The sequence below is a fragment of the Psychrobacter sp. APC 3279 genome, assembly GCF_030407795.1.
Lineage (GTDB): Bacteria > Pseudomonadota > Gammaproteobacteria > Pseudomonadales > Moraxellaceae > Psychrobacter.
The window spans coordinates 97174-123515 of the sequence record NZ_JASDCR010000006.1; the positions used below are offsets into that span (position 1 = coordinate 97174).

Annotated in this window: 21 protein-coding genes; 9 read left to right on the forward strand and 12 right to left on the reverse strand. The window is 42.3% G+C overall.

All coding sequences use genetic code 11. From position 1 onward, the window contains the following. Nucleotides 1–93: 93 nt before the first annotated feature. Nucleotides 94–1551 carry a hypothetical protein gene (locus QL898_RS04495; protein WP_290175946.1) on the reverse strand — a complete coding sequence of 486 codons (1458 nt, stop codon included), beginning with the start codon at nucleotides 1549–1551 and terminating at the stop codon, nucleotides 94–96. 434 nt (nucleotides 1552–1985) lie between these two features. On the opposite strand from QL898_RS04495, the gene serB reads away from it, so the two are divergent. The 6 genes from serB to hemJ all read left to right on the forward strand — a co-directional run bounded on the left by serB (nucleotide 1986) and on the right by hemJ (nucleotide 7796). Then, a complete protein-coding gene (gene serB / locus QL898_RS04500) occupies nucleotides 1986–3176 on the forward strand; it encodes a phosphoserine phosphatase SerB (RefSeq protein ID WP_290175947.1) in 1191 nt (396 codons plus the stop codon). 334 nt (nucleotides 3177–3510) lie between these two features. Continuing rightward, entirely contained in the window at nucleotides 3511–4524 is a 1014-nt protein-coding gene (locus tag QL898_RS04505; RefSeq protein ID WP_290175948.1) for a DUF368 domain-containing protein, read from the forward strand. A gap of 282 nt (nucleotides 4525–4806) precedes the next feature. Continuing rightward, nucleotides 4807–5199, forward strand: a complete 393-nt coding sequence (gene aciT / locus QL898_RS04510) for an AciT family ciprofloxacin tolerance protein (protein ID WP_290175949.1) — start codon at nucleotides 4807–4809, stop codon at nucleotides 5197–5199. A gap of 206 nt (nucleotides 5200–5405) precedes the next feature. Further along, entirely contained in the window at nucleotides 5406–5912 is a 507-nt protein-coding gene (locus QL898_RS04515) for an SCP2 sterol-binding domain-containing protein (protein ID WP_102090478.1), read from the forward strand. Nucleotides 5913–6157: 245 nt separating this feature from the next. Then, on the forward strand, nucleotides 6158–7321 hold the full coding sequence (bioB, locus tag QL898_RS04520) for a biotin synthase BioB (protein WP_290175950.1): 1164 nt from the start codon (nucleotides 6158–6160) through the stop codon (nucleotides 7319–7321). Between the two features lie 40 nt (nucleotides 7322–7361). Further along, nucleotides 7362–7796, forward strand: coding sequence for a protoporphyrinogen oxidase HemJ (gene hemJ / locus QL898_RS04525; RefSeq protein WP_057762639.1), 435 nt, complete (start codon nucleotides 7362–7364; stop codon nucleotides 7794–7796). A 112-nt stretch (nucleotides 7797–7908) separates the two neighbouring features. On the opposite strand, the gene QL898_RS04530 is transcribed toward hemJ, so the two are convergent. From QL898_RS04530 to QL898_RS04555, 6 genes are all read right to left on the reverse strand, one after another. Continuing rightward, a complete protein-coding gene (locus QL898_RS04530) occupies nucleotides 7909–8547 on the reverse strand; it encodes a hypothetical protein (RefSeq protein ID WP_290175951.1) in 639 nt (212 codons plus the stop codon). Nucleotides 8548–8810: 263 nt separating this feature from the next. Beyond that, nucleotides 8811–9302 carry a hypothetical protein gene (locus QL898_RS04535; protein WP_101206065.1) on the reverse strand — a complete coding sequence of 164 codons (492 nt, stop codon included), beginning with the start codon at nucleotides 9300–9302 and terminating at the stop codon, nucleotides 8811–8813. A 118-nt stretch (nucleotides 9303–9420) separates the two neighbouring features. Beyond that, nucleotides 9421–10137 carry a ribonuclease PH gene (gene rph, locus QL898_RS04540; RefSeq protein WP_101206066.1) on the reverse strand — a complete coding sequence of 239 codons (717 nt, stop codon included), beginning with the start codon at nucleotides 10135–10137 and terminating at the stop codon, nucleotides 9421–9423. A gap of 181 nt (nucleotides 10138–10318) precedes the next feature. Next, on the reverse strand, nucleotides 10319–12118 hold the full coding sequence (locus QL898_RS04545; protein WP_290175952.1) for an AMP-binding protein: 1800 nt from the start codon (nucleotides 12116–12118) through the stop codon (nucleotides 10319–10321). Nucleotides 12119–12634: 516 nt separating this feature from the next. Then, nucleotides 12635–14362, reverse strand: coding sequence for an AMP-binding protein (locus QL898_RS04550; protein ID WP_160023498.1), 1728 nt, complete (start codon nucleotides 14360–14362; stop codon nucleotides 12635–12637). A gap of 353 nt (nucleotides 14363–14715) precedes the next feature. Beyond that, nucleotides 14716–16509 (reverse strand): von Willebrand factor type A domain-containing protein, encoded by a 1794-nt coding sequence (locus QL898_RS04555; RefSeq protein WP_290175953.1) that lies wholly within the window; start codon nucleotides 16507–16509, stop codon nucleotides 14716–14718. A 457-nt stretch (nucleotides 16510–16966) separates the two neighbouring features. Here QL898_RS04555 and parC point away from each other — a divergent pair, with 457 nt between their 5' ends. Then, the gene (parC, locus tag QL898_RS04560; RefSeq protein ID WP_290175954.1) at nucleotides 16967–19273 is read left to right on the forward strand and encodes a DNA topoisomerase IV subunit A; all 2307 of its coding nucleotides are present in this window, start codon (nucleotides 16967–16969) and stop codon (nucleotides 19271–19273) included. Nucleotides 19274–19525: 252 nt separating this feature from the next. Continuing rightward, complete coding sequence (locus tag QL898_RS04565) at nucleotides 19526–19885, forward strand: hypothetical protein (RefSeq protein ID WP_165597893.1); 360 nt, start codon at nucleotides 19526–19528, stop codon at nucleotides 19883–19885. A 194-nt stretch (nucleotides 19886–20079) separates the two neighbouring features. On the opposite strand, the gene QL898_RS04570 is transcribed toward QL898_RS04565, so the two are convergent. The 3 genes from QL898_RS04570 to QL898_RS04580 all read right to left on the reverse strand — a co-directional run bounded on the left by QL898_RS04570 (nucleotide 20080) and on the right by QL898_RS04580 (nucleotide 22641). Next, complete coding sequence (locus QL898_RS04570; RefSeq protein ID WP_290175955.1) at nucleotides 20080–20559, reverse strand: BLUF domain-containing protein; 480 nt, start codon at nucleotides 20557–20559, stop codon at nucleotides 20080–20082. A 649-nt stretch (nucleotides 20560–21208) separates the two neighbouring features. Then, the gene (locus QL898_RS04575; RefSeq protein WP_290175956.1) at nucleotides 21209–21682 is read right to left on the reverse strand and encodes a BLUF domain-containing protein; all 474 of its coding nucleotides are present in this window, start codon (nucleotides 21680–21682) and stop codon (nucleotides 21209–21211) included. Nucleotides 21683–22134: 452 nt separating this feature from the next. Continuing rightward, a complete protein-coding gene (locus QL898_RS04580; RefSeq protein ID WP_290175957.1) occupies nucleotides 22135–22641 on the reverse strand; it encodes a hypothetical protein in 507 nt (168 codons plus the stop codon). A gap of 300 nt (nucleotides 22642–22941) precedes the next feature. Here QL898_RS04580 and QL898_RS04585 point away from each other — a divergent pair, with 300 nt between their 5' ends. Next, nucleotides 22942–23772 (forward strand): Cof-type HAD-IIB family hydrolase, encoded by an 831-nt coding sequence (locus QL898_RS04585; RefSeq protein WP_290175958.1) that lies wholly within the window; start codon nucleotides 22942–22944, stop codon nucleotides 23770–23772. 102 nt (nucleotides 23773–23874) lie between these two features. Here QL898_RS04585 and QL898_RS04590 read toward each other — a convergent pair whose 3' ends face one another. Then, the gene (locus QL898_RS04590) at nucleotides 23875–25494 is read right to left on the reverse strand and encodes an AbgT family transporter (protein ID WP_290175959.1); all 1620 of its coding nucleotides are present in this window, start codon (nucleotides 25492–25494) and stop codon (nucleotides 23875–23877) included. 457 nt (nucleotides 25495–25951) lie between these two features. Further along, a complete protein-coding gene (locus tag QL898_RS04595; RefSeq protein WP_290175960.1) occupies nucleotides 25952–26275 on the reverse strand; it encodes an SDR family oxidoreductase in 324 nt (107 codons plus the stop codon). Between the last annotated feature and the right edge of the window lie 67 nt (nucleotides 26276–26342).

Consider the following 26342-nt stretch of genomic DNA (forward strand, 5'->3'; position numbering starts at 1 on the left):
TCGCAATATGGTACATTTCAACTCTACGATTAAGATAGTCCAGTAGGCTATATAACAGACAATTGTAATATAAATGACCAAATACAGTCGGCATTAAATGTGTCGCTCGTCCTCATCTTCAATCATCAGAACTGCATTGCGCACATCAGCCAAACGCTGAATCAATGAGTCGTTAGCCCCATCAAATATTGCACACTCACGCTCATAGACGGTAGTTGGACGCATGATGTTATGTACTTGTACGTGATTGCTGATTTGCTTGAGACCGGCATTTGGCAATAATATCAATAGCTGCTCTTTTTTGCCGATACTCTGGAGCAAGTGAGTCATTGGCTCTGACTGCGCATCATCACTCACGCCCGCTTTTGCTGGTAAGGCAAAACGTGATAGCTCAATATGCTTATCGTGGATAATTTTGTTGAGCATTAAATATAGCTTGGCAAGCATCACGCCTGCGAGCGCTACTTTTGCGTGGCTATTATCAGCCTTTAGTACCACACTTGCGCCATTATCTTCAAAGTGCGCTTCATTCATCGCACTCACACCCAACAGCAATGGCTGTCTTAGTAGCTCAGTCACGGCTTGATTGAGCAGCTGAGTGCAGAGTGCTAAATACGGAAGACGCTGCGCAGGTGCAAGGCGTTCAAGCATACTGAACTCATCATGGAATACGACTTGGACTTTGACGCTATCAACAGACCGTGTGGCAGACAGTTTAGACGTATGGCTGGCAGCTTGAGAAGCAACACCGTCTATATCCGCTACTGCGCTTTCGCTACCTTCACTCGCACTCGCTAGATTGTCAGTATCGCTACCTGCTTCTTGGTTTTGCTGAGTTCTAAGGTACTCGTTCACTTCATTATGTACATTAAATTTGCGCGCATTAGTCACTTCGTCATCTGTGACATTAGCCGTATTATCAGTCGCTACTTGACTGTCTGCTAAATGAGACGCTGATTGACCCGTTGACTGGCGCTCGAGTTCACGGTCGTAGCCGCGTTGATCGACTGGTCTATATTGGTCACGATACAGCTCTTGGATATCTCGACTCAATGCATTGATTTGCTCTTTGGTCGGACGAGCGAGGTAACCATAAATTAACCAAAGCAATAAATGTAGTAGCATGGTGCCGATGACAAACGGCCACTGCATGGCGATAATCTCGCCTTTGCTGACGTCTTTTAGGGTCAATGCCACGCTACCGATGACTGCATCGCCATTGGTGGCGATTTGACGAATGGTGTCACCTTGCTGCATCGGCGCATTGCCTACTGGCACCAAGATATCGTCGTTGTTGTCCTTAATCAGTATCCGTGTGACGTCTTGCTCGCTGGTATAGCGGTTGGCAATAACGCTTAAACTCACACGGTCTTTATTTTCTAAAGACAACCTTGCTTCATCAATCAGCTGGGCGACCATCTGCTCGCCTTTTAACGCACGACTATTGCTCAGCTGTTGATCAGTACTAATGACCAATAACAGCGTCTGCAAACAAAAACTAACCAGAAGAATAATGGCAAACAACCCTTGCCGCGGCGCTAAATACGTCATGATATGTTAAACTTTTTTGGAGAAAAGAAATTAAAAAACGAGGCTACTGCTCATTTTTTGGCTAATTTTTAAACAATTGTGATGCGCGCCAACTGTGATGCGCACATAGTGATAAAGCAGTACTGATTATTAATGACTATCAACACCATCAATATTATTGCCAGCTTCGCTATCTTTTGCAAAGGCATCGTTAATAAGAATGCACCGTCAATCAACAGCCAGCTTATCTCATCTACTATATCACCATAATAAGCCTTATAGCGTGAGCGCTTTATAAATTTATCATAATAACTTTATCGCATTCTCTATGGCTTCTTACGCCATAAAATCTGTTTTTTAGCATCATTGTTACTTTGCGCGTCATCTATAGGCGCTGCCCAGTAAAACTGTTATTATTCCTAATCTTATATGAGCATACAAGGGACAATTGAGCCATGCCAAAAAATACATCTTATTCGTTACCAAAAGACAGCAAAGCATGGCAACAAGCCGTTGATTCTATTGCGGCATTATTACCCGAAGATACCAATTTGCAAGACTTTGATGCGCTACAGTCGCTACCTGTTTTTGCGCTCATCGTCGTACTGCCGACTCAGGTATCTGCATTGGATATTCATCAGTACGTTCAGTCGTGGGTCGATGAACAGCCAAGTTGGCATCTAGTGACCGTTGCCGAAGATACTGACGCTAGCTTCGTCAATATCACGGTATCTGATACAGAGCCTACAGCATCGGACGCACAGCGCCTACCCTTTACCCATACTCAGGTCTACCGTTATCTGCTAGTACCAGTCACTGACACACTAATGCACCCTGGCAAAAAAACCGCAGCCGCTCACATCATTGATGATCAACTGACCGCTCGCCTGCGTCGTGACCTAACTGAAGAATATAACAATACACGCAGTGCAGATAGCACAGGCAACATAAACGTCGTGGACTGTCATATCCTGTCTGTCGGTCATATGCTGCGGACACACAAGCTTGCCTGCTTTGACATGGATTCAACTTTGATTGAGCAAGAAGTCATCGTAGAGCTGGCAAAAACGGCTGGGATTGGCGAAGAAGTCGAAGCCATCACTGAAGCAGCAATGCGCGGTGAAATTGATTTTGATGAATCGTTTGCTCAGCGTGTGGCCTTGCTAAAAGGCACTTCTACTGATGTGCTGGATGATATCTGTAGTCGTCTAACGTTATCGACTGGTGCGCGCACGACGATCAGTGCGCTAAAAGCATTGGGCTATCATACGGTGCTGGTCTCGGGCGGCTTTACTTATTTTGCCCGTTATATCGCGGAGCAGCTGGGTATCGATGAAGTGCATGCCAATGCTCTAGATATCGAGGAAGGTGAAGTTACTGGTCATGTACAGTGGCCTATTGTCAACGGTGCCAAAAAAGCTGCTATCGTTGAGCATACCGCTGAGCGCTTAGGTATTGAGATGTCACAAGTGGTCTGTGTCGGTGACGGTGCTAATGATTTACCGATGATGGCGCTGGCCGATCTGGGTGTGGCCTATCATGCCAAACCAATCGTTCAAGCACGTGCTGATGCCGCTATCAACGTGACAGGACTTGAAGGTACTCTGTACGCTCTTGGCTATCCAGCACTAGCGCCTACTGAGTAATTGCAGAACGCTTTATGCCATTCAATAAGCTAGGTTAATGTTTTGTCATTAATCTGGCTTTTATGCTCTAAGGCGTGGTTTAAACAAGAAAAGTAGCGTAGATAGTATCGGTATATTAACTAGCTATTTGACGATGTCTGACAAGGTTTATCCATTTTTAGTTCAGTCAAATGACTATCAAATGAATGGAAGACATGCCTTAGTACGTGATGATAATTAATAAAATCTGCTATGCACACTGATGTTTAGCTAACGCCTGTTTTTAGCTAATACTTACTTTTAGATGCTACTTATTTTTAGATAACACTTATTTTTAAATGATAGAGGAATGCTCATGACGGCATCACAATCTTCGCGGCCAACTCAGCCGTCAGCGCCAACGCCAACGCCAACGCCAACGCCACTAAAGCAAGATACAGTACCTGTACGTACCGATAGCCCAAAACAGCTGGTAGGTATCTATGTCAGAGGTATGGCCATGGGAGCAGCTGATATTGTGCCTGGCGTCTCTGGCGGCACTATTGCGCTGATTGCAGGGATTTACGAGCGCTTGATTAACGCACTTGGCAGTATCGGCCCCAATCTTTGGACGATATTTCGACAAGAAGGTGGCATCAAAGGATTCGCGGCGATTTGGCGACAAGTAGACGCGACGTTTCTATTGTGTTTGCTACTGGGTATTGCCACTAGCTTTGCAACCTTAGCCGGTATCATTAAGCATTTATTGGACAACCAACCATTGTTTATTTGGTCGTTCTTTTTTGGATTGGTCGTCGCAACGGTATTTATCTTACTTAGTGAAATTAAGCGCTGGAATATAGGACGTGTCGCACTGTTCGCGACTGGGCTTATTGCCGCCATAGTCATCAGTAGTATGCCGTTGCTTACGACCACGCCTAGCTTACCGTATCTGTTTTTTGCAGGGGCAATTGCTATTTGTGCCATGATCCTACCAGGGATATCAGGGTCGTTTATTTTGCTATTGCTAGGCGCTTACGATGCAGTATTAGAAGCGGTCGATACGATGAATCTGAGTGCCATTTTCACAGTCATTGCGGGTATGGCGACTGGGCTATTGCTATTCACGCGCGCACTCAAGTGGCTACTATCACATTATTACCAAGCTACCTTAGCATTACTTACAGGCTTTATCGCAGGCTCTCTAATAAAAGTTTGGCCATGGAAAGTAGATGCGCTAGGCTCACTAAATACTGAAGCTGTTCATAATGTCATGCCGTGGCAATACCCTACTGGCGCACAGTGGTCAACGACAGTAGGACTTATGCTACTCGGTGCTATTCTAGTTTCGCTGTTATCTTGGTGGGGTAACCGTACCAATCGAGGCTAAGTATTTAGCAAACTGTCAATCCTGTTTGCTAGTTTGGCTCGGTCTGCTAGCTAACAGACGTCGTTCTAAACTAGCAAAACCATTTCTATATTCCTCAAAATAAGCGCCATTCCTCACGGCGCTTAGCCCAACATCTAGCAATCAAATATCGCAAAACAAGCCAAAAAACCAAACGTCAACGGTTGTCGCAAAGTCGCCTGCACCCTCTTCAGCTTTACTCAATAACCTCTCATAATAGTCTCATTGGAATTCACCTTATGAATAGCGAGATGAATGATGTTAATGACTATATTTTCTTTTATCGGTGTAGAGGCATGGAGCGGCGCAGCATGGCTGGGTTATGGGCTGCTAGTCAGTTTAGTAGTGGTGCTCGCCTTGTCGTCATATCGTTGGCTACTGCTATATCTGTTTGGCGGTATGGCTTACTGGTTTACCGTTGAGTTGATTCAAAATATATTAGCCAATCGCCCTATGTTGATGGAGCTATCATCCTGGCATCGCTATATCATCGCTATGGGCATCAGTTGGTTACCGTTGGCAGCTTGGGTATTGTATCGGGCATTGCGCTATGATGACGTGAGTCAGACAGTTAGTCAGCAACGTGAGCTAGAAGCCGCACGCTATATCGAACACACTCCTGTCTACGATGATAACTATCAGCCACGTTTCCGTTAAAACCGTCCTATTTATACCTCTGCTTGTCTATATCAATACCTTACTTACGTCAGTGACATTGAATGTTACAAGATACTTAACGCTCTCTACTTAACTCCTAAAGAGTTGACACCCTGTGATAGTTTATAATCCAGTTATATATTTGTCATAAAAACTGGTATAAAGTACGCTTTATTTTTATGCCTCATTTCTTTAGGAGTTCTGCTATGTTTACTGTTCCTGTATTAGATATCAAATCTGATCCATTAGATGCTTTATTGGCTGTCGTTGGCTATCGTTTGTCTATGTTAGCTGATAGCGATAACGAAGATGTAAAAGCGTTATTCGCTGATCGCCAAGTTACAATTGAGTTTGCTAGTACTGAGTCTGATATCGCCCGTTCTTTTAGCTTTGATAATGGACAGTTCAGTCAACAAAGCGGCCATGCAAAAGAAGCCGATTTGACCATCACTTTCAAAGACTCTATGACTGGCGTTAGACTGCTAACCAAAGGTAGCTTGCCTGCTTTTATGACTGCTGTACAAGAAGGTAACTTGAGCATCGAAGGCGACTATAGCTTAATGATGTGGTTCAACAAACTTGCTAAGCATATCGTTCCAGCTATCCCAGAAGAGTGCAAACCATATATCCAAAAAGCCAAACCTTACGCTTATAAAGCACAGAAATTTGCTGAGCATTGGGTTGGTATTGCTAAGCACAAACTTGGTAAATAAAAAGAATGGTGCACTGAGCGGTAGTCATTGGTAGAATGGATGATATAGAACTAAATAGCCAAACGTATAGTTACTATTTATGTGCGCTACTGTGACAATTATACATACTGTCTAGCAGTGTTCTGATTTTCTAAAAAGGTTGCGGTATACTATACGGCAACCTTTTTTGTTACCTTATAAATGACAATAGATAAAAACATTGGTTTTATTTAATACCCTCTCATTCTTATAAAAGGACTTACCTTATGGCAGGATTGCTTAGCATTTCCGAACCTGACGTCACCCAGCCAACTGATGTAGCCACTCAGCCAGATACGACCAACAGTGATTTTTTGGCCAATCTAGCCACAGACGCGACTCAAACTGATAGTAAAGTAGCTACGACATATAGCCGTGAAGAAATCGCGCAACTGTTTGATTTACCTCTAATGGACTTGTTATTACAAGCACAGACTATTCATAGAAAGCATTTCACTGCCAATGAAGTACAAATTAGCACGCTACTCTCTATCAAAACGGGCAACTGCCCTGAAGATTGCGGCTACTGCTCACAGTCAGGTCATCATCGCGACACCACCAAACTACAAGCAGAAAAACGCATAGAAGTTGATAAAGTCATCGCAGCGGCCAAACGTGCCAAAAACAGTGGCTCATCACGCTTCTGCATGGGTGCCGCGTGGAAACATCCAAGTGCCAAAGACATGCCCTATGTGGTTGAGCTGATTAAAGAAGTAAAAGCATTGGGACTTGAAACTTGTATGACACTGGGTATGCTTGATACCAATCAAGCAACACAGTTGGCCGATGCAGGGTTAGATTACTACAACCATAACCTAGATACTTCGCGCAGTTACTATGAACAAGTCGTTAGCACGCGCAGCTATGATGAGCGTTTAGACACGATAGAAAACGTGCGTAACTCTGGCATTAATGTCTGTAGTGGTAATATCGTTGGTATGGGCGAAAGCCGTGATGACCGCATCGACTGGGTACTTGAGCTGCTAAAAATGCCAAAAGCGCCTGAATCAATTCCAGTCAACTTACTGGTGCCTATTGCAGGTACACCAATTGGTGACAAAGTATTAGCCGAAGGTCAGCTGTCTGTACTTGAGTGGATTCGTACTATTGCGGTCGCTCGTATTTGCTGCCCGACTAGCTACGTGCGCCTATCTGCTGGTCGCGAAAGTCTATCTGATTCTGAGCAAGCGTTGGCATTTATGGCAGGTGCTAACTCATTCTTTTATGGTGACAAGCTTCTTACCACTGGTAATGCAAGTCAATCAGGCGACGATAGACTCATGCGTGAGCTTGGCCTAACCAAACAGTTTGCCGCACCAAGAGCGCCTAAAGTACTGCCTGTTATGGATGCGATGAATGGTCATCAAACACAAGTTGTATTGGCAGATTAAGCCAAAGCTAAAAAATACAAGTTAAGCAAGAGAAACTATGATGGCAGATTATTTTAACTGGATTAAAGCGGCGCACATTATCTCGATGGTCTGCTGGTTTGCGGCGATATTCTATTTGCCGCGCCTGTTTGTCTATCATGCGATGAGTGACGATAGCATCAGCCATGAGCGCTTTGCCATTATGGAGCGCAAGCTATATCGCGGTATCATGACCCCATCGATGATAGCTACATGGATTTTTGGTCTATGGATGTTAGGACTGGGCTGGGATGTCTATAAAACCCAAGGCTGGCTACACGTCAAATTGCTATTAGTAGTGCTGCTGTCAGGCTATCATGGCGCTTGCGGCTTTTATCGTAAAAAGCTAATTGATAATCCACATTATAAAACGCATAAATTCTGGCGCTGGTTTAATGAAGTGCCTGTCTTTGCCTTAGTGATTATTGTGATTCTAGTTGTGGTAAAACCGTTTTAGGTTCAGAAAAACCAATTAAACATGCAAAATAAAAGCGTCCGTAACTTCAATGAGTTGCGGACGCTTTTTTATTCACTTATAGAACATGTTGTCAAACTGGAAATATCAAACACTAAACACTAGGGCGCATAATTTGATAAACATTGCTTAGGTCATAAACGCGATAACGAGCTGGTTCACGGCGATTTTCGCCAGCATAGCTCAGTATCAAAGCTTGCTTGGCACTTTCATCGACCCAACCGACAAACAGTCCACTATGCTCGACGCCATTGTAACCATGATTGATATAATAGAGCCAATCGCCTGCTTCAATCTCACTGCTACTAGCATAGGGCCCTTGCGCATAAGTGCCTTTGTGTATGGTATTACGCGATACCCCTGCCCGATTGAATACAGCATTTAGATAGTCCCAGCAGCCACCTTGAATAATTGTGCGCTCGTTAAGTGCCATTTTGCGGGCGGTACTGACCACCTCACGTGCTGCCATACTACTCTGCGTCTCGGCATTGCTCAATAGCGGTAGATACTCGCTATCGACATTGTCATAGTTGCCTGATAAAAACGCTGGTAAGACTATAGGTGCTGAACGCTGTACCTCAGGATAACGATAGGACGTATTCGTCGTTGGTTGAATAGATTTTTGAGCAATAAGCATGCTCATACTATCTGCATGGGCTTGTCCTACCATGCCGCAGGTAAATAATAATAAGCCGCACGACGCGGCGACTGACGGTATAGACAAACGCGACATGACTAACTCCTTGTCAACTAAATCTCAATGACAGTATCAATAATAAGAAGGGTAAATTTTATAATCCTACTTATAAACCATTTGCGCACAAATCTGCAAGCACTATTCGCCTGCGATAGGTGATAGACGGTATAAATATACTGATGGATAACAATATTGGAGAGGCACGTCGAGTGAAATTTAAAATGACACTTAAGTTAGAAGTTTAGATAATACGAAGATAATAGCTATGCTTTGGTAAAGTATGAAATTAAGAAAAGATATTAATTACTCTTCATTTTTATATTTACATGACGTTTCGTTAGCGCTTGCCCTTCTAAGATAGCTTTCGCAGCTTTTGCTTCTTGAGCACTCTCGAAACCAGTAATATGATATTTGCGAACGTCACTGCTATCGACAATCTGTAATTGCTCGCCAATCAACGTTATTTTATCGCCATCCGTTAAATGAATATGCTCACGCTTACCTAGGTTGTCATGGACCAACTCGCCAGCCCTTACCCACAATGTACCGCTACTAATCATACCGCTCATAGCCTTTTTATGCTGTTGGCGCTTTTTATTGAAAATAAAGCTACCAATGATAAGCAGTGCAAGCGCACCGATGGCTAGACGCTCAGGCAATAGGCTCATCGCCATGGCGACTGCGACAGCCCCTACCAATAATGCCGAACCAAACCAAAACATGCCATTATCAGCAGCATTTGATTGCCCTTGTAAGGTGATTTTGGCGCCATCATCAGTCAGCTTTAGCATGTGTTGTTACCTATTACGTAATGTACGAATATTTTCTATTAAAAAACTGCCTATTAGAAGCTAACAGGCAGTTATTGACACTAAAAACAAAGACAGTGTGTTGTATTTAAACGCTAGTCTACCAACCAAGCGCCGTCTGTTGCATTTTAATCAATTCAGCAATGCCTTTTTCAGCTAACGACAGCATAGCATCTGCTTGTTCACGAGTGAACGGCTTTTCTTCAGCAGTACCTTGTAGCTCAATGTACTCGCCTTTTTGGGTCATCACAACGTTCAAATCGGTATCGCAGCTAGAGTCTTCTTCGTAGTTCAGATCAAGATACGCTTCGCCATCTTTCATACCAACAGAAACCGCAGCAACCAGTCCGATTAGCGGATCTGCTTTGAGTTTCTTGGCTTTTTGGATACTCTCTAGCGCATCGATAAGCGCAATTGCAGCACCAGTGATACTAGCCGTACGAGTACCACCATCCGCTTGCAACACATCGCAATCAAGATAGATGGTGTTTTCACCAAGTTTACTCAGATCAATCATGGCACGTAAGCTACGACCGATCAAACGCTGAATCTCTTGCGTACGACCTGACTGCTTGCCGCGAGCCGCTTCACGCTGATTGCGCGTGTTGGTCGCACGTGGCAACATACCATACTCAGCTGTGATCCAACCTTTGCCTTTACCCTTGAGCCAGCGCGGTACACCAGATTCTACACTGGCAGTACATAGTACTTTGGTATCGCCAAAACTTACCAGTACTGACCCTTCAGCATGCTTCGTATAATGGCGCTCAAAGCTGATCGAGCGAAGTTGGTCAAGCTCACGATTGTCAATACGCATAAAAATTCCTAGTACAATGTTATAAAAGCAGTGTCATAAAAATACCTATCAGTCGTTAGTAAACACATTGATAGGTATGTAGTCGACTAAAATCTTAAGATATCCTAACGTGACAACGGCGCAATAGCAAGATTCGCTCCTGCCATTACGCCACCGTTATCATCAGAATGTCAGATATAAACTATTCTAACCCTTCCATCTTACGCAATTCCTTACGTAGGATTTTGCCAACGTTCGACTTTGGTAATTCGTCAACGAACTGTATATGACGTGGGCGCTTATAGCCAGTCAGTTGTTTTTTGCCATATTCTAGTAGCTCTTTTTCAGTCACGTTGCCTTTTTTGACCACAAACAGTTTTGGTTCTTCGCCGCGATCATCGTTCGGAACACCAATAGCACCGCATTCTACGACTGCTGGATGCTCACTCATCGCCTCTTCAATTTCGTTTGGATAGACGTTAAAACCAGACACCAAAATCATGTCTTTTTTGCGATCGACAATTTTGATAAAGCCTTTTTCGTCCATGATGCCGATATCGCCCGTTTTTAAGTAGCCACTAGCTGTAAATGATTCAGCAGTTTCTTTCGGACGATTCTGATAACCAATCATAACCTGTGGGCCTTTTACGCAGATTTCACCGCGATCACCCATGGCTACTATATTTTCGTCATCATCAATGAGTACGATATCGGTGCTAGGCGCAGGAATACCGATTTTTCCGGTAAATTCCGCAATAGTCATTGGATTGAAAGCCACTACAGGTGAGGTCTCAGACAAGCCATAACCTTCAACGATAGGCAGGCCAGTGATTTTATGCCACTCTTTGGCTACGCTAGGCAATACTGACATACCGCCGCCGATAGACGCTTTTAGGTTAGAAAAGTCCAAGTCAGCAAAGTTATCTTTGTGTACTAAGCCATTAAACAAGGTGTTTACAGCAGGGATAAACGCTGGCTTGTACTTGGCCATCTCTTTGATGAGCCCATCAAGATCGCGCGGATTCGGAATGAGTAGCGAGGCATAACCTTGATACATACTACACATACCGCAGACCATAAATGAGAATACGTGATATAGCGGCAGTGCAGTCAAAATCACATCTCTACCATCTATATCATCATCAAATGCACTGTTCATCAGCGCACTGACCTGTAACATGTTGGCGACTAGATTACCGTGAGACAGCATCGCGCCTTTCGCTACTCCTGTCGTACCACCAGTATATTGCAGTAGCGCCACATCGCTTAAGTTCAACTCAGGGCGTTGGTATTTGCTTGCTGACTCAGCATTTAAGGCATGCTTGAAGCTCACACTATTCGGTATGCTATAAGCAGGAATCATCTTTTTGACATGACGAGCCACAAGATTAACCACAGCTCCTTTAATCGTACCTAACATATCACCAATGGTACACACGACTACATGCTCTACCTGACCTTTGTCTTCGGCCTCTTGATACGTTTTGGCAAAGTTTTCAACGATAAATAGCGCTTTAGCACCACTGTCATGCAACTGATGTGACAGTTCACGACTGGTGTATAGAGGATTTACATTGACCAACACCATCCCTGCTCGAATGATACCCAAAGCGACCACTGGATATTGCAAGACGTTGGGCATCATGACCCCAACTTTATCGCCTGCGACCAGTCCTATTGACTGCAAATAGCTAGCAATCTGGCGGCTATATAGATCTAATTGCTTAAAAGTAATCGATGAGCCCATACAGATATAGGCAGGTTTTTGGCCATAACGGCTAAAATTACGCTCGAACACATTAAGTAAAGAGGTATTGTCTTCTGGCATCTCGATAGTAGCATCGATGCTATAGCGCTCATAAGCGCTCAGCCACGGACTATCACTGTCGATGGTCGGCATAGTAGGAAACGCATTGCTTTGATAAACGTCGTTGGTAGTATTGGCTTTATCATCAGTTGCAGCGCTATTATCTGTCGTTTTTTTATTAATATTATCCGTCATAATTTTCCCTAAATGTTACTGTTAAAAACATTGAATATGCTAATGGAAACACCATTTTTTATGATTATCGCTGACAGCAGAAGCTTATGAATAAGAAATAGATAAGTATGATCGGGTTTGTCATTCATAAGCTTTGCAAATTAAAGTGTGTTACTGGGTCTATGATAAATAATACTACCACTCAGCACGACCAAGTCGAAAACGATATTTACTACCATGATTTTGCCTGTTACCTTGAGCAAAACCAGTACGATTTTTTGGATAAAAACAAAAATACGTCGATGGGCACTATAGCAGTTTTAATAGATATTCTCTATTAATAGTAGCTGTCATCCGCAAATGTCAAAAGCGATAAAGACAAAAAAAAGCGATAAAGACAAAAAAATGATAAGACAGCATGGTTGCAGCCTTATCATTTTTGGTTACTACAGTATCTAATCGAGCGACACTTTCACATGTGTCTTTGGTTAATACACACATCTATCAAACAACTCTCTAGGTGCGTGTATCAGCAAATTAACCGTGGTTTTTTTCTTCGAGTACGCGTAAGTCTTTATGTAAGATTTTGCCGACGTTTGATTTTGGCAACTCATCGATAAACTCAACATGGCGCGGACGTTTATAGCCTGTGAGATTCTCTACCGCATAATCCAATACTTCTTGCTTGGTCAAGCTTGTATCGTTACGGACAACAAAAATCTTTGGTATCTCGCCGCTCTTTTCATCTTCGATACCGATAACGCCGCACTCCAAGATTTTTGGATGACCAGACATGACTTCTTCGACTTCGTTTGGATAGACATTAAAGCCTGAAACCAAGATCATGTTCTTTTTGCGATCAACAATAGTGACATAGCCGTCTTCGTCCATAATACCGATATCACCAGTTAAAAAATAACCATCTGGCGTCATCACTTCATTGGTCGCATCTTCGCGCTGCCAGTAACCTTTCATCACCTGTGGACCACGAACCCCAATCTCACCGCGCGCGCCGATCTCGACTTCATTGCCTTCTTCATCGATGATAGCAATTTCAGTACCTGGCATGGGAACGCCGATGGTGCCACTAAACTCTGTGCTGCTCAGCGGATTGGCAGTAGCCACGGGTGACGTCTCAGACAAGCCATAACCTTGTAGGATAATGTTGCCCGTGATTTCGCGCCATTTCTCAGCGGTAGCGCTCACAACTGCCATACCGCCGCCCATCGACATCTGCAACTTGCTATGATCCATGGCTTTAAACTCTTCGTTGTTAGCCAGTGCATTGAACAAGGTGTTGACCGCTGGGAAGAAGGCGGGTGGATTGCCTTTATATGCTTTCATTAAGCTATCAAGGTCGCGAGGGTTTGGCACTAGTAAGCAGACGCAGCCACGATAGATCCCAAACATACCGCAAACGGTAAACGAGAAAATATGGTATAGCGGCAGGGCGGTCAGAATAACAGCCTGCTCGCCTTTGGCATCGAACTCATCAAAAGCACTACCTAAGAAGGTGTTGCTCTGTACTAAGTTGGCAATGAGGTTTTTGTGCGTGAGCATCGCGCCTTTAGCCACGCCTGTTGTACCACCTGTGTATTGTAGGACAGCAACATCATTGAGCATAATGTCATTAGGACGCTTGTATTTACGCGCAGGACTTTTTTTCAGCATGTTCTTAAAGCTGATGCTTTTAGCGATACTATAATCAGGTACCATCTTTTTGACATGGCGTACGACAGTATTGACCATAAAGCCTTTGAGCGTACCCATCATGTCGCCCATACCAGTGATGACGACATTATCAACCACATCACGGCCGATATCTTGATAAGTTTTAGCGAAGTTTTCGACCATGATTAGTGCTTTGGCATCAGAATCTGTAAGTTGATGCTCAAGCTCTTTGGTGGTGTATAAAGGGTTGACGTTGACCAGGGTCAAACCTGCACGCAAGACACCAATGACAGATACTGGCAGTTGCAAAATGTTTGGCATCATGACTGCGACTTTATCGCCTTTGGTCAAGCCAAGCGACTGCAAATAAACAGCGACTTGCTTGCTTTGCTCATCAACTTCTTTAAAAGTAATACTAGCGCCCATACAGACATAAGCGGTCTTACTGCCATATTTAGCAAAACTTTGCTCAAAGATATCAATAAGCGAAGTGTTATCAGCTGGCATATCGATATCATAAGTCATGCCAAGCTTTTCATACGTTTTTAGCCAAACTTTATCGTCACGACGGGTTAAGTTTCCTTGATTTTCCATAATCTTTTCTCTCCTAGTAATAATACATTACCGTCAACCCACGCCAATCACAGTGTGATAAATATACAAAACGTCAGAGTCTTGCCTATCGTTATGATAAAAAGCAAGGCTGCGACATATTTGTATAGTGCTGAGCGAACAATATAGCGGTAAATAGCCCTTTGTTCATTAACATACACACTTTATACATAGTACTCAATACAAAAGATTGCTACACCAGTTCTCAAATAGGCTTGACGCTAAATTTCCCTATATATATCAATATTTTAGTATAAAAATACCAGTCATACCATTAGAAAATATGACCCTTGACTTTTGCTCCCTAATGACCATCCCGACACGATATCTGTTCACTATCGGCTATTTTTTAGCGCACTCGCCAGCTCAGTCAACGTCACAAAATTGCGACGCGTACCATCAGTATCACTACTTGGTCTATCTGCGATACTACTTTTTGCAAGTTTAGTGCTATCACTGTACTGCCAGTCATTAATATAATCGCTTTGAGTCAAGCGTTGACCGAATCCTGCTACTGCCATCGCAAACTGAGTATCGATACTGGCTTTGTTTAAAGCGTGGCTAGCTTTATTAATCGGTTGGCTAATCAGTTTGGAGCTATCACCTGTCGGTGCTTTATAACGAATTTTTAGATAGCCAAGCTCATTAGAGTTCTTTTTATTATTCGAACTAATAGTGGCATTGCTGTCAGCATATCGACGATCGCTATATAACCCTTTTTGACCTTTTGGTGTCACTTCAAACAAAGCTATCACTGCCTTACCTGCCCCAAGCTCACCTGCATCAATTTTGTCATTATTGAAATCTTCTTCAGCCAGTACGCGATTTTCATAACCAATCAAGCGCCACTCACTCACCACATCAGGATTAAACTCAACTTGGACTTTTACGTCTTTAGCGACGGTGTTAAATGTCGCAGCTAACTCATCCCCAAAGACTTTTTTTGCTTCAGTTAAGCTGTCAATATAGCTGTAATTTCCATTGCCGTTGTCCGCCATCTGTTCCATCATGTGATCATTCAGATTACCGCGACCAAAGCCAACGGTAGACAAAGAGATACTGCGATCGCGATTGGCTTTGACCAAATCAAGCATATCATCGACATCACTAATACCAACGTTAAAATCGCCATCCGTCAGCATCATGATTCGATTGATACCGTTATTTTTCAGTCCCTGCTCAGCTTGTCTGTAGGCCAATTTCAGAGCATCTTCCCCATTGGTTGAGCCTGAGGCATTTAATCCCTCGATTGCAGCCAATATTTTTGCTTTTTGGTCACCATTGGTCGCAGGCAATGCCACACTAGTACTACCTGAGTAGGTCACGATACTAATGCTGTCTTGGACACGCATTTGCTCCGTCAACAGCTTAAGCGAAGACTGTGCCAGTGGCAGCTTATCGCGTGACGACATAGACCCTGACACATCTACTAAAAATACGAGATTGGCAGGTGGCATAGATTGCTTATCCGTTTTTTGCGACCAGCTACTATCAACGGCTTTGATACCAACTTTGACGATTTTATTATCCTGATCTGCTCTATCCCAAGGTGAGTCCACTACCTCAGTTGATATAACAAACGGGGCACTACCTAAGCGTTTGCCATCATCAAATTGATAGTTAAAATAATTAATCAATTCCTCTACCCGTACCGCATTAACAGGTGGTAGTTGACCTTCGTTTAGATAGCGGCGCACATTGGCGTAACTGCCCGTATCGGTATCGATAGACAAAGTGGATACCGCCATATCCGTAGTTCGATGTACAGGATTGGCTGCGTTTTTTTGATAGTTGTCTTTTGCCTCTGGCGTGACTATGATGCTCGGTGATGGGCGTACGATACCTGTCTGTGCCGCAGAACGTATCATCATCTGTTGGCTTATAACTGATGGCCTAACACTGGGTGACGCCATGATAGACTCTGACACCACTGCTGCATCTTGATTGACTGTGCTGCTTGTCTCGGCTGGTAGCGTTTTGCTCATTTGTGAAGTGCTACAAGCTGTCAATCCTAGACTGGCTACAGCAGTAATCAACAGCACATTTCTAGTAGCGTTTTTCCCTAGGTGCTTACTTTCGTTTTTTAGTATGGTAGAGGCTGAAATTTTAGATAAAAGGTCAAATGACATAACAGAAATTCCTTATTGTAAGATAATTCAGTAGCGACTTGTCCGTGTCAATATATGGTTAATGCTATCTAAATAGGCAAATCAGCCGCCTTATTTAATCTATTAACTGTCATACTTTCAGTTATTAATTTTGCATTAGAACTATTTTGAACCTACTGTTTTTGGACTAATAATAGATAAGATCTCTTAAATAAAAAGAATTCAACCTTAAGACATTTATTAACCATATAAAAAACAAATATTAGATTTACTATACTTAACTTAATCTATAAAAGCTATGAATCACCACATTATAACAGACCCTTATAAGCGCTTATTTTAAGCACGTCACGAGATGTCGTATATTCTGACATACGTCTTTTTAATTGGCGCAATATCCTTTACGATAGCACTATCCTATTTGTATGCTTGAACCAATTATCTATACCTATTAAAACTGATAAGTGAATCCTATTTTATGTCTGATGTTATTGATCATACGATCGCCCCAATTATTTCCAATGAGCCGATGGATACTCGTTCAGTCGCAGAGTTCACTGAGCAGGCCTACCTCAACTATGCCATGTACGTCATCATGGATCGGGCGTTGCCAAATATCGCTGACGGTCTAAAACCTGTCCAGCGTCGCATCGTCTATGCCATGAGCGAGCTTGGGCTAAAGTCATCTGCTAAGGCCAAGAAATCCGCGCGTACGGTCGGTGACGTATTGGGTAAATACCATCCGCATGGTGACAGCGCTTGTTATGAAGCCATGGTACTGATGGCACAGCCGTTCAGTTATCGCTATCCGCTTATCACTGGTCAAGGTAACTGGGGTAGCCCAGATGATCCAAAATCCTTTGCGGCGATGCGTTATACCGAAGCTAAAATGTCGGCTTATGCCAATACGTTGCTAGCAGAATTGGGTCAAGGTACAGTCGACTGGCAAGATAACTTTGATGGTACGATGCAAGAACCAACGACCTTACCTGCCCGCTTACCTAACATCTTATTAAACGGTACGACAGGTATCGCGGTTGGTATGGCAACTGATATTCCACCGCATAATCTCAATGAAGTGGTACGCGCGGCCATTCGTTTGCTCAAAAACCCAGAGCTGTCGATCAAGCAGCTTACCCAATCGATACCAGCACCTGATCTGCCAACGCCAGCGGAAATCATCACTAGTAAAAAAGATTTGCAAGCGATGTACGAGACTGGACGCGGCAGTTATAAGATGCGCGCCACCTTTCATGTTGACTCTAAAGAAAAGAATCTCGTCATCATTGATGCACTTCCTTACCAAGTTTCAGGCAACAAAATTCAAGAGCAAATTGCCAAGCTTATGACCGATAAAAAGCTGCCTTGGGTGACGGATATTCATGATGAATCAGATCACGAAAATGCCTGCCGTATCGTCCTTGAGTTGCGCTCAACGCGAGTCGATGTCGATCGTGTCATGAGTCACCTATTTGCTAGTACTGACCTGGAAAGCAATTACCGCGTCAATATGAATATGATTGGCTTAAATGGTAAGCCGCAGGTGAAAAACCTAAAGGAAGTCTTGGAAGAATGGTTAATCTGTCGCCGCTCGGTGGTCACGCGCCGTTTGCAATATCGCCTCGATAAAATCGATAAACGCTTGCATATCTTGGCGGGCTTGCTGATTGCTTATCTGAATATTGATGAAGTGATTCGTATCATTCGTGAAGAGGACGATCCAAAAGCAACCTTGATGCAGGATTATGACCTGACTGACATTCAAGCCAATGCTATCTTAGATATTCGTTTGCGTCAGTTGGCAAAATTAGAAGAGATTGAGCTGCGCCGCGAGCAAGATGAACTCGCTGCCGAACGTGCCACCATTCAAGAGTACTTAGACAATCCAGACAATCTAACCAATCTGATGATCGATGAGCTTACCGCCGATATGAAAGAACATGGCAATGAGCGTGTGTCGCCATTAGCAGAACGCGAAGAAGCACATGCATTAAAAGAGTCAGATCTCGTACCGAGTGAGCCGGTCACTGCCATCTTATCAAAGGCAGGTTGGATTCGTGCCGCCAAGGGCCATGATGTCGATGCTGCTGGTATGAGTTACCGCTCAGGTGACAGCTATCAAGCGCACGTGCGCGGCAAATCTAACGAGCGAATCTACGTGCTCGACAGCACTGGACGCAGTTACAGTATCGATGCGCATAATTTAGCGTCTGCGCGTGGTCAAGGTGATCCGCTAACCAGTGTGTTAAAGCCGCCAGCAGGCGCTAGCTTTGAGCAGCTATTAACGGGTGATAACGAGCAACGCATTATCCTTGCCAGCTCAGCAGGTTATGGTTTTATCAATACCATTGGTAATCTCGATAGCAACCAAAAAGCTGGTAAAAACGTTATTAACCTAGCAACTGATAGTCGCTTGCTCCCTGTTGCACGTATCGACGTACCAGTAGAGACGGCCGCCAATGCCGAAGGTGAAAATAGCAATATACGCGTGACACCTGATCATGTTGCCGTTGCAACCAATGCAGGGTATCTACTGATATTTGCCCTCGATGATTTGCCTGAACAAGCTCGCGGTAAAGGGAACAAACTTATTAAGTTGAAAGACGGTGAAGAGGTACTCGCTATCACACCACTTAGTCAGCAAGACAGCCTTGTTATCACTGCTGGCAAACGCCATGTGACACTCAAGCCAAATGATTTGGCTAACTATACGGGTGTTCGCGGTAATCGTGGTGGTCAGTTGCCAAGAGGCTTTCAGAATGTGACGAGTGTTGAAGTTGGGTGATTTTAGCTTGAGTAAGCTCGATTAATAGCCTAGTTGACGTATGGTGCGCCCCGTGCACCATTTTTAGAGATTATTATTATTTTAGTGTGTTGGGAGCACCATATAGCTAACCTATCCATGCTTATATTTTCTAAAATATATTATTGTAGATTAGTTAAATTTTTGACATAATCAGTATATTTAAAATCGAATTGAAATTAATTAAGTTTCAAGTAACTAAAATAAATTTATTTAACTTTTTGGGAGTATATTGTGAGTGAGCAACATGTTTACATTTATGTTAGAGAACGAGACCATGTAATAAGCGACGAACAAAAAGAAAAAGCGTTTTCGCTTTTTGACGAAAATATTATTGAGTGTGAACATGAACCCTATTTTGACGCAGTTGAAAATTTAGAACTAACCCATTCAAATGTTGTTATTACTAGCCCATTTATTATGACCGCTGGAGATTTTGTAGCAACCAATAGATTTTGGCAATTAGATGACAATGACAACGAAGAATTTGAAAGCGATATTAATGAAACCATATCTATTCGCCCAAAAATATTACAAGAATTAGAAAACATACTAGGTACTAAAGTTGCTGTTGTATGGGAGCATCGAGATTAGCAACCGTAGGCTGGGCTTTTACCATGTAGGGTTGATTAGATAACATTGACTAAGTTGTTCTCACGGTTGAAGGTTGCGAGCAACAACAAGAACTTTACCTCTTCACTACGTCAACACAACTTACTTTCATTAAAAAGCCGCCCATACACAATGTATAGGCGGCTTTTCTACGCTAATCAGAATATAGAAATTATTTAAGACTTATTAGATTCGCTATCCTTAAAGATCGTTTTCAGGAAGCTTGTAATCTGAGTGCTTTTCATTAGATACGGATTAAAGTCAGCACCAGCTGAAACGCTTTTTAGGGTATATGCTTCGTCTTCTGCACTTGATGTTAAATATTTTATTAAAAACCCATCCCACCTACGTTCTTCTATTTCCTCAATCTCACTGAGGTGGGGTACTAGGTAAGAGTACTCATTGATCAATTTTACTAGTATTTCATTGATAAGAGGTCTTGGACCTTCAATATTTTGAATAAAGTAATTGTCATTCACGACAAGCGCTGAGGTTACACCAATTTTTTCATTATTCCTTCGCCATTGCTCAAGCAGACGAGCCAACCCTATCCCATTATTACTGTCACTATTTCTGCCAATATACGTTAGGCTGAGAGTAATATGCTCACCATGTCTTTTTCTATTTTCTAAAGGTTGGCTGGTAGTGATATGCACAAGAAACCTTATTTATAAAAAATTATCTAAATCAAAAAATACTTTATAGACGGCTTTTTTGTGCCAATTAAAATAGATGACTCTTATGATATGTAAATGCTACTCATCTAAAACCTATCGGATTCAGCACCTTCAAATATCGCTGTCAGAAAATTTTCAATCTGAGTACTTTTCATTAGGTAAGGATTGAAGTCAAAACCTGCTGAGAAACTTTTTAAGGCATACTCCTCATCTTCGACACTTTCCGTCAGGTGTTTGGTTGGTCGTTATATACATAAGAAAATCCATTTATATAATAGGTATATAAATTAATATACACTTTATCATAAAGTATAATCAATAAAACTCTTGAGAATTGACCAGCTTCTTATCATCCATAGCTTAAAATAACATGGCAAAAACAGGTATCACTAGGTCATTTTTAGTAGTTAAATCCTACAAGAGTCAGGTATGAATAGTCACTTATGAACATCCGCCAATATTCTGTCCAATTGCTAAGAAAACATCCTTTACCGCTACTGCTAACTTGCTTTCAACAAAAAGCCGCCTATACAAACGTATGGACGGCTTTTCTATTCTAGATAGGACAAGTTGCTATTACCTATTCTAAGGGGTAAATGCTTAAAAACTAAATGCCACTCATTTAAAATTAATTAGATTCAGCATTTTCAAAAACCGCCTTCAAGAAGCTTTCAATCTGAGAGCTTTTCATCAAATAAGGATTGTAGTCAGAGCCTGCTGAGAAGTTCTTTAGAGCATGCTCTTCATCTTCAACGCTTGAGGTTAGATGTTTAACTAAAAACCCATTCCATTGGCGCGATTCTATTTCCTCTATATTCACAATATTAGGGACAATAGTGGAATGCTCGTCAAGTATCTTTTCCAAGGCAGTATTGATAGCAGGTCTTGTTCCTTGAAAACTTTGAACGAAATAACCTTCACTAATGACTAAAGCTGAAACAATATCGTTTTCTTCAAAATATCTGCGCCAGTACTCAAGTGCGCGAGTCAGCTCAATCCCAGAATTTAGATCGACATTTTTGGCGATATATGTCATGTGGATAAGAATATGTTCGCCATGCCTTTTTCTATCTTCTGAAGGTTGGCTTGTCGTTATGTTCATAAGAAACCTTATTTATAAAAAATTCATTCAAATCAAGGTATACTTTAAGATAAAGTATAATTAATAACGTTTTTTATCATTTGCTATGATTTTTTTAGATTTATAACATAGAAGTTTCAATGATATAGCATGCCGATATCCATAGTAGTAAAATTATACTACAAAGTTGTCACGTTCAGTATCTTGGCATTATTCCAATAGTTAACAAGCCTAATCTATATTCTCCTATAGCCCTGCCTCAACGCACTTATACGACTAAGTCATGTTTACTTATAGGCTAAATATTATAAATATCAATCAGAGTCTGTCATGTTTATTAAGTTAGCGTATTTATAGGTATATAAAACACAACTTACCTTCAATAAAAAGCCGTCTACACTATGTATAAACAGTTTTGTATAGACGACTTTGTTGCATACTAATTGTTGCATATTAACTGAATAGCTAACGTATCAATACCGACCCATTTCAACTGTTGTCTCAGCAAGTACCGAATCACCTTGCCATGCTTGTACATCTACCGTATACAGATGGTTTTTGCCACCAGAGCAAGGCGGCTTATATGCACCGCCCGCCTCGCCTTTACGGTTACGGTATTCTGCGACCATCTCAATACCGACTGGCATTTCGTAAGTATGACCAAATACTCGTGGCACTTCTGCACTCGTAGCACCCTCTGGTAGTGCGAACTCCACGATACCATGCCCACCATGCTGCATACGTTTGTTGCTTACATCGTTATAGACGAATACCAAGCTTTCCGCGCCTGCCGGAATGTTTGAAACAGTCATGCTAGGCGTGGCTGGACTTTTGCCATTATAATTTAGACATTGCTGTCCCTCAGGTATTTTTTTGCCATCCCAAGCAGCATCATTAAATTCAATATCCATTGCAAGAGCATTGGCAGATAAAGCCAAGATTGCCAAGGCTGTAATCGATTTTAAGGTGAAAAACTTCATACTTGTTCCTTTAGGTAGCTGCTGCATCAACAATGTTAGTCCATCTTATTTCGTAGCTTATTTTTGATAATTGAATATAACTTTATAATAAATAAACACGGTTAAGTTAATCATATCGTTTAGCATTTTTGTTACTCCTCTGGACAAGCAATTAACAAACTTACAGACAATTATGCGGATACTGAATTAATAAGCATGCTTGCAGCGTCATAGGTTACTCGATAGGTATTTATCTGATTGGGTATGTTGTAGTAGTATCTGAATCATTGTATCTACACGACTAAAAATAATAGGATCATCATGTTTATCGAAGATAAGATTGCCAAAGAAAGTATGACTACTAAAATCTCGACCCCCAAAATCATCTTTTTTGACATCGATGATACCTTAAGCCGTAACGGCATTATCGCTGAACACAATAAAGCGACGCTTGAGCAGCTTGCAGATACCGATATTAAACTAGTGATTTCGACTGGCCGTTCTAAAGCTATATTGCCTGAAGACATTTTAGCGTTGCTTGATGCAGATATATTGGACGCCATTATTTGTATGAATGGACAATATAGTTTTGATAAAAGCGGCCGAATCAGCCACTACCCATTAACTGCTGAACAGACAGATAAAATCGTACGCCTATGCCAGCAGAGTGATTTGATTCATAAGTTTGACTCTGCCACTCATATCGCTTGGTCAGGTGAAAATGAACGTTTACGCGAGTTCAATGCGGTCACGCCCAATTCGACCCTTGACCCTGAGTACTACAAAACAAATACCGTCTATCAATGCTCGGTATTTTTTAATAATCAGCAAGAAAAGATGCAGGACATCGACTTTGACCAGTATGATTTAAAGCTGGTACATTGGCATGAGATTGGTGCTGATATATTGCCAGCAGAGGCATCAAAAGCTCGCGGCATCAAAGATGTATGCGAGTACTATGCGGTAGATGCAAGCGAGTGTATGGCATTTGGTGATGGTATGAATGACTTAGAAATGTTCGACTTGGTTGGATTTGCTGTAGCCATGGGAGATGCGCAGCCAGCTTTAATAGAACGCGCTGACTTTGTCACTGGGACGATTGAAGAGTATGGTATTCAAACCGTGCTTAATCAGTTAGCAATGAAGTCGTAAGACTGTTCATGCACATAAAGCCATTAATGTTTATTGGAAAAGCCCTTACTAGGTCACTAGTAAGGGCTTTTTATTGTCAGTATATTTTCTATAATTATCTAATTATTGTGCTGGGTAAAACGTCTCTGAACCTGGACCAACTGGCAAACCAAGTACAAACACCCAAATGCAGAATAGAATAATCCAACCAACTAAGAATGCAATAGAATAAGGCAACATCATTGCCATCAGTGTACCGACACCCGTGTTTTTCTTATAGCGAATCGCAACCGCCATAATTAAGCCAAAATAGCTCATCATGGGCGTAATAATATTGGTGGTCGAATCACCAATACGATACGCTGCCTGTATCATCTCGGGCGCATAACCCGTTAGCATCAGCATTGGCACAAATATCGGTGCTGTCACTGCCCATTGCGCAGATGCCGAGCCGAGCATCAAATTAACTACCGCACATATCAAGATAAAACCAACCAACAAGAATGGTCCGGTCAAACCGATATCATTTAGGAAGGTCGCACCAGATACAGCCATCACAGAGCCAAGGTTTGACCAGTTGAAGAATGCGGTGAACTGTGCGGCAAAGAACACCAAGACGATATAAATACTGAGCGAACTCATCGCATGACTCATCGCATCAACGACATCTTGATTGTTTTTCATGCTACCAGTAATTTTGCCGTAGATGTAACCTGGTATGGCAAAGAAAACAAAGATAAAAACGACAATCCCTTTTAAAAATGGTGAGCCTGATATTAGGCCTGTCTCAGTATTACGTAAGATACCATCTGCTGGCACTACCGTCCAAGCAAGTAATAAGCAAAATATCAACATGCTAATACCTGCCCACATAAGGCCTTTTTTCTCAATCGCAGACACGTGCTCAGCTTTGGTATCTAGCACCGAAGGATCATCAGCATCAGTCGGGTTATACTTACCCAAACTTGGCTCAACGATTTTTTCGGTCACAAAATAACCCAAGCCACTAATCAAAAAAGTGCTGACCACCATAAAATACCAGTTCGCTTCTGCTCCAACGGTATAAGCTGGATCGATGATGCGTGCCGCTTCTTGGGTAATCCCTGATAACAGAGGATCAACCGTGCCGAGTAATAAGTTGGCACTATAACCACCAGACACACCAGCAAATGCTGCTGCAATACCAGCCAAAGGATGTCGACCAAGTGAGTGAAAGATGACTGCTGCAAGCGGTATCAACACTACATAGCCAAGCTCAGCGGCTGTATTCGACATAATACCTGCGAACACAATGGTAAAGGTCACCATCTTCTTTGGTGCATTCAGTACCAGTCCGCGTAGTGCAGCGGATATCATGCCAGAACGCTCAGCGATGCCGACACCGAGCAGAGCGACTAGCACCGTCCCGAGTGGTACAAAGCCCGTAAAATTAGTCACTAAGTTTTCAACAATACGTGCTAAACCTTCACCGTTTAACAGGTTGACAACTTCGATCATACCATCGACGCTACGCCCTTTAGCACCTTCTGGTCGTGGATCAATTACCGATACACCAAAGTAAGACAATACGGATGACAACACTAGTAAAAATACTGACATCCATACGAATAAAATCACAGGGTGTGGCAATAGATTACCGAGCCATTCAACCCCTTTTAAAAATCGCTGCATACGAGAGTTTTGTTCTGCTGCATCAAAATTATCGTGTGGCGGACTGCCATTTGGCGAATTACTTCCTTGCATAGCCCATTACTCCAATCAAAATTTAAGCACAGTGGATGTACTTAAGGTATATGAAAAAATTGATAAAAGAATGAGATTGAAACATAGTTGGGAATTAGAAACAAACATTTTTGTATTACCAAACAAAAAGTTTGTAACTATGTGCAACAAACAAATCACAAGCGTTTAAAAATGGATTAGCAAGAATAAAAAAACGATAGATCGAAATACGTCCAATCTATCGCTAATAAGTAATATATAGAAATTAAACAAGCATTAAGACCACATCATCGACTATAAAATTATGAGCAATGTACACTAGCATTTTGGCACCTAAGACTTACCTGCTACCAACCCATAAACCCAGCGGACAATTATATAAAAACAACTATGATCAAAGTAACGATTACCACTCAAACACCTTGACGAGTATTCACTTTGTCCTTTCTATATACCCAATTGAACATTAAGACCTCAATTAAGGCATCGTCAAGCCACCATCGACAGCGATAGATTGTCCAGTAATAGCCATGCTCAAATCAGATGCCATGAGCAATACTGAATTGGCAAAATCCGCTACCGAAGTCGCTTGGCGCAGCGGTGTTGTAGTTGCGATATAGTCGAATACCTCTTCAGTGGTTAAGCTACTTGCGTCAGCGCCTGCTGCTGCCATTTGCTGTGCAATCTGTGCACCAAGCCCACGACTGGCTCCGGTGACTATGGCAACTTTATCTGTGAGCAATGCTGGTATAACTGAGTGGCTTTTATTGAAAGCGTGTTGAGTTGAGGTACTTTCGGTCATTGTGCTGCATCCTTTATTATTATGGTATGGTTGGTGTCTTAGAGCCAAAAGCTTATGTCTGCTTAGA